Consider the following 11623-nt stretch of genomic DNA (forward strand, 5'->3'; position numbering starts at 1 on the left):
GTCAGCGCCGCCGGCCGAGGGTGGCGTCAACACGGCCGGTGAAGTGCCGGACGGCCGGTAGCCGCCGGTGTGGGGCGAGTTGCGCTTGCAGGTCGCGGACATAGCGAACGGCCCTGGCCGAGCGGAGCTGGTTAGTCAAAGTCAGGGCTTCCGCGCCGATGGCGCAGGCCCGGTCGGGTTCGCCCTGCTGAGCATGGACGCTGGCGAGCAGGGCGAGGTTGAAGGCTCTGCCGCGTACGTACCGGTTGTCCATGCGTAGGGATCGGGCGGCGAAGCGTTCGGCGTGGGTGTTGCGGCCGAGGGCGTGGAAACAGTGGCCGAACTTGGCCGACAGGTACGCCTCGTCGAAGTAGCTGAGCCATTGCGGATCACCGCTGCGGTCGGCCCGGTCGAGGGCCTGTTCCGCCTGGTGCAGGGCGGCAGCGCAGGCCCGTTCGTCGTTGGCCTTGGCCAGGGCGTGAGCTTCCATGACGTGGGCTTCGGCGGTCAGCACGGGAACCCCGGCGCGGCGCGCGGTCCGGCCGGCGGCGCGGGCGAGGTCGAGGCCGGTGGCGGTGTGGCCGAGGTAGGTGGCCTGGTGGCTCATCGCCGCGAGGATCTCCGCGCCGAGGCCGTCGTCTCCGGCGGCATGGGCAAAGTCCAGGGCAAGGGTCAGGTACCGCTGGGCGATGCCGTGCTCCGCCGTGTCGTACGCCTGCCAGCCGGCGAGTTGAGCCAGCTCGGCGGCGGCACTGAGCAGCCGTTGACCGGTCGCGTGGTCGTAGCGGCCGTCGGTGAGCAGCGGGGTCACCTCCTGGTGGAGGTAGCGGGCGACGGTGTCGCGGGCGTGCCCGCCGCCGTACTGGTTGTCCAACCGGCGGTAGGTCGCCGTCATCGCCCGGATGGTGTCAATCTCGGGTTGACCGACCGCGCTGCGTCCGGGTTGGGTGACCGGGGCCGGGTCGGGGGCGGTGAACCAGCGCAGCGCCGGCAGGGTGTAGCCGGCGGAGCTGAAGGCCACCTGCCGGAGTACGTCTCGACGGTTCACGTCACCTCGCCAAAGCTCTGCGGCACTGCTTACGTCGTCGCGCCAGGTCCGCTGCATAGGCGGCGCGTCGGGAACGCGCCGACTGGGGGCGGCGGCCGGTGGTGCGGCCTGGCGGGGTGCCAGGCCCATCGTGGTACACGCCTGGTCGGGCATCCGGCAGCCGTCGGCGATCCGTTCCAGCACGTCGATCGAGGTGACCTTGCGTCCGGCCATGATCCGGCTGACGTAGCCCTGTTCCAGCCCGACAGCGGCCCCGATCCGGCTCTGACTCGCCCCGGTGATACTCGTGATCCACCGGAACAACCCGCCGATGTCGCGGGCGGCCAGGACGGCCAATACCTCCCCGTGCGACCACGCATCCTCCGGTATTCGCAGCGGATCGAGCAGCACGGCAGCTCCCAGCGTCGCGTTCCGACTACTCAAGGTATGCAGAGCGACAGCCTAGGGCGACCATTCACGCTGGTCGAGCCACCCCATGTCACCGTGACATGACCGCTGGCCATGGAACGGCCCATCGCCGGCCGGGATGGTCGGCGCATGTCCTTCGATGTCGACAACCCGCCCGAAGATCCACCGACTGACTGTCAGCACCGCCTGTTGTGGCGGCTGGCCCGCGCCCTCTGGGAAGCCCACCGACCCGACAGCACAGGCTTCTGCGTGGCCACCGGCTGCTGGCACACGAACCAACGTGATCCCTGCCGGCTGGCCCGCCTCGCCCAGGAGGGGATGCGCACGGCGTGCGGAGAAGCCGTCAGCGCCTCGCCGCCCTGGATCGCCGTCACCCGCGAGCGCCTGACCACCGGCGAGATCGACCCCATGGACGCCGTCGCCGAAGCTCTCTGGCACCGCCGCCACACCCACAGGTCGGGGCGGTGACCGGTGGGAGCCCTCTACACCTCGGCAGCCTTCCGCGAGTACGCCCGAGCGCAGGTGGCCTACGCGGACATCCTGCTGACCAAGCACGCCGAGTCGACCCTCAGTCTGTGCCGGTGCGGCCGACTCCACCCCTGCGACGAACACCGCCACTGGCTGGAGATGCGCACCCACTTCCGACAGTTCCTCGTCGACAAGCAGTACAGCAGCGAAGTACAGCAACCCAGCCCGCCGAGCCCGACCCAGCGCAACCCCAGCAGGCCGGATGACCTCGGATGACACCCGACCCGACCAGCGTGCCGCCAGTTCGGGACGAAGAGGTCGTCGGTTCGAATCCGGCCACCCCGACAGAGGTCAGAGGGCACATCCGATCCATGGATGTGCCCTCTGGTGCTTCCGTGCAGCAGTAAGGTACACAGCAGCGGTCACCGCAGACTCTCGCCCAAGCGCTTGTGGGCGTCGCGGGTGGCATCCGGGGTCTGCGTCTTGATTTCCCGGTGCAGCGGTTGACCGCCGACCCGCTGCAACTGCCAGCCGATCGACAACTCCCCCGCCGCCAGGTCCACGGCGTCTCCGGTGAGGCCGGGCACCTCACCCGTGCGCAGCCCGAACATCAGGATCAGTACGTACGCGGCAACGGAATGCGGTCGGTTCGCGCGGACTTCGCGACCGACGCGCCTCGTCACTGGTCCACGCCCGACCCCGGCGGCGACGAACCGGTGGAAGATTGACCAGGGCGGCGGCGTTGCGCGGGGTCGGATACTGTCCGGATCATGCAGTGTTTCGCCGCTGGGCGCACCCGCTTCTGAGGGACGGCTCGATCTGAGCCACGAGTTGCCCGACGTGTCGATCAGGTCGGGCTGTTCGACATACCCTCAGACGAAAGGCACTGAAAGTCATGGATCTACGTCCGTTTCGGTCATCCGATATGGAGCCACTGCTCGAACTGACCATCGCCACCTTCGGCCCGTTCTACGAGGACTCGTTCCGGTCGATCGTGGGCGACGCCATCATGGTCAACCAGCATGGCACCTGGCGTGAGGACTACCGCGAAATGTGGCTCGGGCTGCACGACCCGCAGAGCAACAAGCACGTTGTCGTCGCCGAGGATGGCAACACACTCCTCGGATTTGCCGCCTGGCAGACGAACCCCGACAAGCGCAGTGGTGCGATCGACATCATCGCCGTGGCGGCGGATCAACGACGGCACCACGTCGGAACGGCACTGTGCGTACATGCCTTCGAAGCGATGAAGCAGGCCGGGATCGAGGTCGTATCGATCGGCACGGGAGGCGACCAGTTCCACGGCGCCGCCAGGGCGCTTTACGACAGTCTCGGCATGACCGCCCTGCCCCTGGTCCATTACTACAAGACCCTCTGACGGCATGCTGGTTGGCCGTCGACTGCGGCCAACCGGTATCCCAGTCTTACGAGAGGTCGAGCCCCGACCGCCGACGCCGGGAGGTGCCGGAAGCGTCCGAGGGCCGGGCAAGGCCGGGTCAGGTAAGCGCACCAGCAGGGGCAGCACCGATCATCCACGAGTGAATATGACTGTCAGGCATAAATATGCCTGAGGGGCATGGAGCCTTCGCCCGAAGACCGTCCCTGCCGGTCGACCACCATGCGCCAGCGTGGGCGGGGAGAAGGAGCCGGGGCCGCAGGGGAGCACGGTGGTCGTAGAGTCGGTGGCCGGGAGACCGTAGAGGAGCCCGATGTCGATCCCCGATCCGGTCGTGCTCGCCCTGCCGTTCCGGGGCACCTGGCTGGTCCGCAACAGCCCCGCCCGGCGGGTGCCCAGCCACGGCACCGACCTCTTCGCCACCACGTACGCGATGGATTTCGTGGCGGTGCGGGGGCGACGGACGGCGACCGTCCGGGACTGGCGGACGCTGCTGGCGACCGAGCCGCCGCAACGGTTCCTCGCCTTCGGAAGGCCGGTCCTCGCCCCCGCCGCCGGCCGGGTGGTGGCGGTGCACGACGGGGAGGCCGACCACGAGGCCCGCCGGTCGCCGACGACGCTGCTGTCCTACGCGCTGACCCAGGCGGCCCGGGTCCGCCGGGGCGCGGGCGCCGTCGCCGGCAACCACGTGATCGTCGAGCTGGCCGGGCGTCGGGGGTACGTCCTGCTCGCCCACCTGCGCGCCGGGTCGCTCCGGGTGGCGGTGGGCGACGAGGTCGGCGTCGGGCAGGAGCTGGGCGACTGCGGCAACTCGGGGAACTCCACCCAGCCGCACCTGCACCTGCAGGTGATGGACGCCGCCGACCCGTACGCCGCCCGGGGTTTGCCGATGGCCTTCCGGCACTACCGGTCGTGGCGGCGGGCGGGCGACCCGCCGGTCGAGGTCGACCGGGGCATCCCGGGCGAGGCTGCGGTGGTCGAGTCGGCGCGGTGACCACCACCCGCCCGGTGGCGTCCGCCGCCCGGCGCGGCGCGACGACCCGGTTTTCCTGGCAGGGTGTACGGCATGCCCGCGCTGCCCCGCCCCCGGATGTCCGACTGGACGATCGTGGTACCCGTCCTCGCGGTGCTGCTGCTGCTCGTCACCTGGAACCGGAAACTGCCGGGCCTGCTGGTGGCGGTGGTGGCCCTCCTGCTGGCCGGCGCGGTGCTGGCGGCAGTGCACCACGCCGAGGTGGTCGCCCACAAGGTCGGTGAGCCGTACGGTTCGCTGGTGCTCGCGGTGGCGGTTACCGTCATCGAGGTCGCCCTGATCGTCACCCTGATGATCAGTGGTGGGGACAAGACCCAGGCGTTGGCCCGGGACACCGTCTTCGCCGCCGTGATGATCACCTGTAACGGCATCCTCGGGCTCTCGCTGCTGCTCGGCGCGCTCCGGCGACGGGTGGCCGTGTTCAATCCGGAGGGCACCGGTGGGGCGCTGGCCACCGTGGCGACCCTCGCCACCCTGAGCCTGGTGGTGCCGACGTTCACCACCAGCAAGACCGGCCCCGAGTTCTCCCCCGCCCAGCTCGCCTTCGCGGCCGTGGCCTCACTGGCCCTGTACGGGCTGTTCGTGATGGTGCAGACGGGCCGGCACCGGGACTACTTCCTGTCGGTGACCAGCGACGGCGGCGTGGCCGACGCCGACGGCGACGGGCACGCCGACCCGCCGTCGACGCGGACCGCGGTGACGAGCCTGGTGCTGCTCCTCGTCGCCCTGGTCGCCGTGGTCGGTGACGCGAAGACCGTCTCGCCGACCATCGAGGCCGGGGTCGCGGCGGCGAACCTGCCGCAGTCCTTCGTCGGGGTGGTCATCGCGCTGCTCGTGCTGCTGCCGGAGACCCTGGCCGCCGCCCGCGCGGCCCGCCGGGACCGGGTGCAGATCAGTCTCAACCTGGCGCTCGGCTCGGCGATGGCGAGCATCGGCCTGACCATCCCGGCGATCGCGCTGGCCTCGATCTGGCTGGACGGGCCGCTGCTGCTCGGCCTCGGCGGCACCCAGTTGACCCTGCTGGCGTTGACCGTCGTCACCGGGGTGCTGACCGTGGTGCCGGGCCGGGCCACCGTCCTGCAGGGCGGGGTGCACCTGGTGCTGCTCGCCGCGTTCGTCTTCCTCGCCGCCAGCCCCTGACCCGCCGCACCGGCGGGGCGTCGTCAGTCGTCGTGGCGTTCGGTGCGGGCGACCTCGGCGAACGCCGCCTCCAGGCACCCGGCGAACGGCACCCCGGTCACCGCGAGCAGGTCGGCCACCAGCAGTGGCGCGTGGGCGGCGACGGCGGCCGGGTCGGGCGGGGTGTCGTCGTCGCCCGGGTCGTAGACGCCGAGCGCCCCGGCCAGCAGCACCAGCACCACGTGCGGGTCGACGTCGGGTCGCCAGGTGGCGGCGGAGCGGACGCAGCGTTCCAGCACCTGCCGCACGTCGTCGCTGTCGAGCCCGTCGGGGTGCGCCTGCTCCAGCAGGAGCCGGACCACCCCGCCGAGGACCAGCCCGGCGCGGTCGGCACCGGCGAGCCGGGGCACCGCGTCGTCGTACGCCACGTCGTCGTGCGCCTGGGCGGCCTCGACCGCCGCGGTGGCGGCCACCGCGATCTCGCGGGCCGGGGCGGGCAGGTGTCGCCAGGTCACCGTCACCGGCCCAGCATGGCAGAGCCGACCGACACCGACCCGGCCGGATACCGGGGTCGGACCGGCGCGGGCGCAAACGGGTCGACCGCCCCGGGACCGGCCGCGACTCCCGGTGCGAGAAGTCGCCGGCCGCCCTTCCCGGGACGGTCGAACGATGGCCGGAGAACGCCCCTCAACGCTCCGGTCACCGCGGGTCCGAGCGGTGCTCAGCAGTACGTGTAGCTGCCCTTGCTTCCCCACGAGCAGGAGTCGATCCCGGTGCCGGCGGAGTTGCGCAGGTAGGCGGTGTCCCCGGTGTTGTTCCAGATGTAGTTCCCGGAACCCCAGTACCGGTGGGTGGAGGTGTTCTTGCCCTTGCCGGTGTGGATGTAGACGCTGGCGCCCTTGGCGAGGCGGACGTCGCCGGAGAAGGTGTAGACGTGCTTGGACTTGTCGCGCAGCGTCCAGGACTTCAGGTTGATCGTCGAGCTGCGCCGGTTGGTCAGCTTGACGTACTCGGCGTTGAGGCTGGTGTTGGAGCGGGTGTCGCTGCCCGGGGAGTTGTAGTAGACCTTCGTGATCTCGACGGCCGGGGTGGCGGCCTGGGCCGGCCCCGCGACGGTGAGCGGGCCGCCGACGGCGACGGCGAGCGCCACGGCGAATCCGACGAGCCTGGTGTGCTTCACGCGTACCCCCACAGGTTCACGGACCGGCATCCACGGAATGCGGTCACGGAAAGTGAGCCGAGGTTATCGACGCGGGCCGGCGACCGTGGACCGGAAATGCGCCGCGTCGCCAATCCGGTCCGCCAGTCCCGGCAGCGGGACCCTAATGGTGATCATGGATGGCGCGATCGTCAGGCGACGGCGTCCCTTCCACCGATCCGCACTCGTCCGGCGGGCGGATCAGGCCGACCAGTCGGTGCCGGCTCCAGTGCCCGGCCACCCCGGGCCGGTCGGCCAGGTAGTCGACCGTCTCGGCCGGCGTCCAACCGTGCGCCTCCCGCAGCCCCTCGGCGATCATCCGCAGGTAGACCGGGGCGGGCGGGGTCCACGCCACGTCGGCGGCCCGCCACGGTGCGGTGAAGGTGAGCATCGGCAGCCCGTCGCGGGTGCCGACCCGCAGCAGCGTCTCGTAGCGCCCCGGGCCGAGGATGGCCCGGCTGTCGGCCACCGCCACGTCGAGCGCGGGCAGGTCGTCGCCGGGCGGCCGGTACATCTCCTGGGCGGCCAGGTCGGCGAACTGCGCCCGGGTGAGCAGGTAGCCGCGGGCCGCCGCGACGCCGGGCAGCGTCGGGTCGTAGAAGGCCATCCCGCCCGTCCAGGCCCGGGACTCGCCGGCGAAGTAGATGCCACCGGGGATCAGCACCGGCAGCGTCCGGCGCGGCGGTCGGCAGTCCCGGCAGCCGGGGTACGTCCGCAGCCCGCCGGGCGGCCGACCACCGGAGAGGTACCAGCCGAGCCGGGCGGCGTGCAGGTTCGACCCGTAGGCGACGTACCAGAGCAGTTCCACGCCGCCCCCTCCCGCGCGCCGGGCTCCCCACGCTATCGCCCACAGGCCCTGTCCACACCCTGTGGATGAAACATGTGTACGAACAAACTGATCTTGATCCGACCGACCACTCACCGCTGAGTACGCTTGATTGCAGCCCCCGGCACCCGCCGGGCCCTCCTCACCTGGAAGAACGTGGATCACGAGCGAGTCGTCCGGGACGTCACGGTCCGCCTGTCGATGGCGTCGACCGCCGCCGAGGCCTGCCGGTGGACGGTGACCGCGCTCGCCCGGCACGCCCCCGCCACGATCTCCGTCCTGCTCCAGGTGCACGACCGGCTGCGCTGCATCGCCGCCACCGGGGCCTGGCAGGTCTTCTCCGCCGTACCGCCGAAGTCGGGCATCGTCGGCCGGGTGTACGCCTCCGGCGTCGGGGCCACCGTCGGTGACGTCACCGCCGACCCCGACTACCTGCCGCTGCGCCCCGACGTCACGGCCGAGATCTGCGTACCGGTGCCGGACCCGCAGGGCCGGCCGATCGGCGTGCTCGACCTCCAGTGGAGCGGGCCGGTGGACCTCACACCGTGGCGGGAGACCGCCGACCGGCTCGCCGAGCGGCTCGGTGCCCGGATCGCGGCGCTGGGCGGGCCGCCCGCCGAGAGCCGCAGCGAGAAACTGCTCCGGCACGCCACCGCGATGACCGCCGCCCCCACCGACTGGGACCTGCTGACCGCCGCGCTCACCGCCGCCCGGGAGGTCTCCACCCTCTCCACCGCCGTGCTGGTGCTCGCCGGCCGGCACGGTCCCCGCGTCGCCGCGCCCACCACCGTCCCCACCGAGTGGGAGGCGCGGGTCCGGTCCGCCCTGGCCGACGTCCCGACCACGCAGCTCGACCGGCTCGTCGCGCGGGCCCACCGGTACGGCGCGGCGTACACCCTGGGGGAGGCGGGCTGCCCGCCCACCGAGGAACACCAGGCGCTGGCCCGTGCCGGGGTACGCACCCTGGTGTCGGTGCCGGTCGGCCCACCCGACGACGGCGGGGTGCTGCTGGTCGCCGACGAACGGCTGCTGCACCCCGACCCGACCACGGTCAACCTGATGGAACTGCTCGCCGGGCAGGCGTGGGCCGCCCTGGAGCGGCTGCGTACCCTGGCGCAACTGCGGGAGCAGGCCAGCCTCGACCCGCTCACCGGGCTGCGGCACACCGGCACGTTCGGGCGGCGGATCGCGGCGGCCACCCCCGGGCGTACCGCGCTGCTCGCCATCGACGTGGACGGCTTCAAGAGCGTCAACGACACGTACGGCCACCAGGCCGGGGACCGGCTGCTGGTGGGGCTGGCCCGCGCCCTGGAGGCGGCGCTGCGGCACGGTGACGAGCTGTACCGCACCGGCGGCGACGAGTTCGTCGCGGTGATCGAGGTGGCCCACGCCGACGAGGCGGTCCGCATCGCCGAGCGGCTCACCGAGGCCGCCCGCCGCACCGGCCGCACGATCAGCGTCGGTGTGGCGCTACCGCTCCCCGGCGAACCGGCCGACCGCACCCTGCACCGCGCCGACCAGGCCCTCTACGCGGCCAAACACCAAGGCCGAAACCGCGTCCACCTCTCCACCCCCTGACCCCACCCGCCCCCGCCCGCCCCCACCCCGTCGATCATGGACTCGTGGTGGGCTTTTTGCCCCGACTCACGCCTTTGGCGGGCCCCACAACTCCTTGATCGACACGGGGTGGGGGTGGGCGCGGGTGAGTGGGGGGTGGGTGGGTGTGGGGTGGGGGTTAGGGGCGGGGGCGGGGGTTGACTACGAGTTCCGCGATCTGGGCGGTGTTGAGGGCGGCGCCCTTGCGCAGGTTGTCGCCGGTGACGAAGAGGTCGAGGGCGCGCGGGTCGTCGACGGCCCGACGGATCCGGCCGACCCAGGCCGGGTCGGTGCCGACCGCGTCGATGGGCATCGGAAACTCCCCGGCCTCCGGGTCGTCGACCAGGATCACGCCGGGGGCGTTGCGCAGCGCCTCCCGGGCCCCCTCGGCGTCGACCTCGGTGGCGAAAACGGCGTGCACCGCGACCGAGTGGCCGGTCACCACCGGCACCCGTACGCAGGTGGCGGAGACCTTCAGGTCGGGCAGGCCGAGGATCTTGCGGGACTCGTTGCGGACCGTCATCTCCTCCGACGACCAGCCCTGCTCGGCCGGCGACCCCGCCCACGGCACCACGTTCAACGCCAGCGGCGCGGGGAACGGACCCAGCTCGTCGCCGACCGCCTGCCGGACGTCGCCGGGTCGGGAGCCGAGCACCCGGTCCCCGGCGATCTTGCCGAGTTGCAGGTGCAGGGCGTCCACTCCGGCCTGCCCCGCCCCCGACACCGCCTGGTACGACGCGAGCACCAGCTCCCGCAGGCCGTACTCGTGGTGTAGCGGGGCGATCGCCACGATCATGGTCAGGGTGGTGCAGCTGGCGTTGGCGATGATCCCCCGGGGCCGGTGGTGCACCTGCTCGGGGTTGATCTCGGGCACCACCAGCGGGACGTCGCGGTCCGCCCGGAACGCGGACGAGTTGTCGACGACCACCGCGCCCCGCTCGACGGCGACGGGCGCCCAGTGCGCCGACACCTCGTCGGGCACGTCGAAGACCGCCACGTCGACCCCGTCGAACGCCTCGGGGGTGAGCGCGCCGACGGTCAACTCCTCGCCCCGGCAGCGCACCTGCCGCCCGACCGAGCGGGCCGAGGCGATCAGCCTGATCTCACCCCAGACGTTGCGTCGGGAGGAGAGCAGGTCGCACAGCGTGGTGCCGACAGCCCCCGTCGCCCCGACCACGGCCAGGGTGGGCTGCGGTCCCATCGGGGCTACCGCCCGGTTCCCGCGTACACCACGGCTTCGGAGTCGCCGCCCAACTCGAACTGGTCGTGGATGGCGCGTACCGCCCGGTCGAGGTCGGTGTCCCGGCAGACCACGGAGACCCGGATCTCGGAGGTGGAGATCATCTCGATGTTGACGCCGGCCGCGCCGAGGGCGGCGAAGAAACCGGCCGCGACGCCGGGGTGCGACCGCATGCCGGCACCGATCAGCGACACCTTGCCCACATGGTCGTCGTAGAGCAGGCCCTTGAACTTGACCGGCTCCTGGATCTTGCTGAGCGCGGCCATCGCGGTCGGCCCGTCGGCCTTGGGCAGGGTGAACGAGATGTCGGTGCGCCCGGTGCCCTCGGTGGAGACGTTCTGCACGATCATGTCGATGTTGATCTCGGCACCGGCCACGGTGTCGAAGATGCTGGCGGCGGCACCCGGCTCGTCGGGCACCCCCACGATCGTGATCTTCGCCTCGCTGCGGTCGTGGGCAACCCCGGTGATCAGTGCCTGTTCCACGGGAAGGTCCTCCATCGATCCGGTGACCATGGTGCCGGTGTTGGTCGAGTATGACGAACGGACGTGGATCGGCAAGCCCGCCCGGCGCGCGTACTCCACGCTGCGCAGGTGCAGCACCTTGGCGCCGCAGGCGGCCAACTCCAGCATCTCCTCGTAGGTGATGTGCTGGATGTGCCGGGCGTTGGGCACGATCCGGGGGTCGGCGGTGAAGATGCCGTCGACGTCGGTGTAGATCTCGCAGACGTCGGCGTGCAACGCGGCGGCGAGCGCCACGGCGGTGGTGTCCGAGCCGCCCCGGCCCAGCGTGGTGACGTCCTTGGTGTCCTGCGAGACGCCCTGGAAGCCGGCCACGATCACCACCGCGCCCTCGTCGAGCGCGCCCTTGAGCCGCCCGGGGGTGACGTCGATGATCCGCGCCCGGCCGTGTGCCGAGGTGGTGATCACGCCGGCCTGCGAGCCGGTGAACGAGCGTGCCTCGTACCCCAGGTTGTGGATGGCCATGGCCAGCAGCGCCATGGAGATCCGCTCCCCGGCGGTGAGCAGCATGTCCAGCTCACGGCCCGGCGGCAGGGGGCTGACCTGGTTGGCCAGGTCGAGCAGCTCGTCGGTGGTGTCCCCCATCGCGGAGACCACCACCACCACGTCGTCGCCGGCCTTGCGGGCGGCGACGATGCGCTCGGCCACCCGCTTGATCCGCTCGGCGTTGGCGACGGAGGACCCGCCGTACTTCTGCACCACGAGTGCCACGACGGCGCACTCCCTCCCAGCGACGACCCTGAGCGTGCCGACGCCGCCGGCTGAAGTCCGGCGGCGCGTGTCAGACCACC

Annotated in this window: 13 protein-coding genes; 6 read left to right on the forward strand and 7 right to left on the reverse strand. The window is 71.9% G+C overall.

Annotation, left to right across the window (positions count from 1 at the left end; genetic code table 11):
• Window position 1: 1 nt before the first annotated feature.
• On the reverse strand, window positions 2-1417 hold the full coding sequence (locus tag ACN268_RS20070; RefSeq protein ID WP_421484518.1) for a helix-turn-helix domain-containing protein: 1416 nt from the start codon (window positions 1415-1417) through the stop codon (window positions 2-4).
• A gap of 147 nt (window positions 1418-1564) precedes the next feature.
• Between ACN268_RS20070 and ACN268_RS20075 the strand changes: the two genes are divergently transcribed.
• On the forward strand, window positions 1565-1903 hold the full coding sequence (locus ACN268_RS20075) for a hypothetical protein (protein ID WP_421484519.1): 339 nt from the start codon (window positions 1565-1567) through the stop codon (window positions 1901-1903).
• 3 nt (window positions 1904-1906) lie between these two features.
• The gene (locus ACN268_RS20080; protein WP_421484520.1) at window positions 1907-2179 is read left to right on the forward strand and encodes a hypothetical protein; all 273 of its coding nucleotides are present in this window, start codon (window positions 1907-1909) and stop codon (window positions 2177-2179) included.
• Window positions 2180-2325: 146 nt separating this feature from the next.
• Here the strand turns inward: ACN268_RS20080 and ACN268_RS20085 are convergent, their stop codons facing one another.
• A complete protein-coding gene (locus tag ACN268_RS20085; protein ID WP_421484521.1) occupies window positions 2326-2586 on the reverse strand; it encodes a hypothetical protein in 261 nt (86 codons plus the stop codon).
• 242 nt (window positions 2587-2828) lie between these two features.
• Between ACN268_RS20085 and ACN268_RS20090 the strand changes: the two genes are divergently transcribed.
• From ACN268_RS20090 to ACN268_RS20100, 3 genes are all read left to right on the forward strand, one after another.
• On the forward strand, window positions 2829-3281 hold the full coding sequence (locus ACN268_RS20090) for a GNAT family N-acetyltransferase (RefSeq protein ID WP_421484522.1): 453 nt from the start codon (window positions 2829-2831) through the stop codon (window positions 3279-3281).
• Window positions 3282-3612: 331 nt separating this feature from the next.
• Window positions 3613-4293, forward strand: coding sequence for a M23 family metallopeptidase (locus ACN268_RS20095; protein ID WP_421484523.1), 681 nt, complete (start codon window positions 3613-3615; stop codon window positions 4291-4293).
• Between the two features lie 72 nt (window positions 4294-4365).
• Complete coding sequence (locus ACN268_RS20100; protein ID WP_421484524.1) at window positions 4366-5472, forward strand: calcium:proton antiporter; 1107 nt, start codon at window positions 4366-4368, stop codon at window positions 5470-5472.
• 23 nt (window positions 5473-5495) lie between these two features.
• Here the strand turns inward: ACN268_RS20100 and ACN268_RS20105 are convergent, their stop codons facing one another.
• The 3 genes from ACN268_RS20105 to ACN268_RS20115 form a co-directional block, all read right to left on the reverse strand.
• Entirely contained in the window at window positions 5496-5972 is a 477-nt protein-coding gene (locus ACN268_RS20105; protein ID WP_421484525.1) for a hypothetical protein, read from the reverse strand.
• Window positions 5973-6172: 200 nt separating this feature from the next.
• Window positions 6173-6631 carry a lamin tail domain-containing protein gene (locus ACN268_RS20110; protein WP_363650421.1) on the reverse strand — a complete coding sequence of 153 codons (459 nt, stop codon included), beginning with the start codon at window positions 6629-6631 and terminating at the stop codon, window positions 6173-6175.
• A 142-nt stretch (window positions 6632-6773) separates the two neighbouring features.
• Window positions 6774-7457: a histone deacetylase gene (locus ACN268_RS20115; protein ID WP_421484526.1), complete on the reverse strand. Its 684-nt coding sequence runs from the start codon at window positions 7455-7457 to the stop codon at window positions 6774-6776.
• Between the two features lie 174 nt (window positions 7458-7631).
• Between ACN268_RS20115 and ACN268_RS20120 the strand changes: the two genes are divergently transcribed.
• Entirely contained in the window at window positions 7632-9053 is a 1422-nt protein-coding gene (locus ACN268_RS20120; protein ID WP_421484527.1) for a diguanylate cyclase, read from the forward strand.
• Between the two features lie 157 nt (window positions 9054-9210).
• Here the strand turns inward: ACN268_RS20120 and ACN268_RS20125 are convergent, their stop codons facing one another.
• Together ACN268_RS20125 and ACN268_RS20130 are read right to left on the reverse strand one after the other, a co-directional pair.
• Window positions 9211-10272, reverse strand: a complete 1062-nt coding sequence (locus ACN268_RS20125) for an aspartate-semialdehyde dehydrogenase (RefSeq protein WP_421484528.1) — start codon at window positions 10270-10272, stop codon at window positions 9211-9213.
• 5 nt (window positions 10273-10277) lie between these two features.
• Window positions 10278-11543 carry an aspartate kinase gene (locus tag ACN268_RS20130; RefSeq protein ID WP_088643814.1) on the reverse strand — a complete coding sequence of 422 codons (1266 nt, stop codon included), beginning with the start codon at window positions 11541-11543 and terminating at the stop codon, window positions 10278-10280.
• Window positions 11544-11623 lie beyond the last annotated feature (80 nt).

The organism is Micromonospora sp. WMMD735 (assembly GCF_049178995.1).
GTDB lineage: Bacteria > Actinomycetota > Actinomycetes > Mycobacteriales > Micromonosporaceae > Micromonospora > Micromonospora wenchangensis.

What these genes read in the sequence shown, in the direction of transcription:
- ACN268_RS20075 (WP_421484519.1), top strand. Translation starts at nt 1,565, where the DNA reads ATGTCCTTCGATGTCGACAACCCGCCCGAAGATCCACCGACTGACTGT.
- ACN268_RS20090 (WP_421484522.1), top strand. Translation starts at nt 2,829, where the DNA reads ATGGAGCCACTGCTCGAACTGACCATCGCCACCTTCGGCCCGTTCTAC.
- ACN268_RS20125 (WP_421484528.1), bottom strand. Translation starts at nt 10,272, where the DNA reads ATGGGACCGCAGCCCACCCTGGCCGTGGTCGGGGCGACGGGGGCTGTC.
- ACN268_RS20095 (WP_421484523.1), top strand. Translation starts at nt 3,613, where the DNA reads ATGTCGATCCCCGATCCGGTCGTGCTCGCCCTGCCGTTCCGGGGCACC.
- ACN268_RS20100 (WP_421484524.1), top strand. Translation starts at nt 4,366, where the DNA reads ATGCCCGCGCTGCCCCGCCCCCGGATGTCCGACTGGACGATCGTGGTA.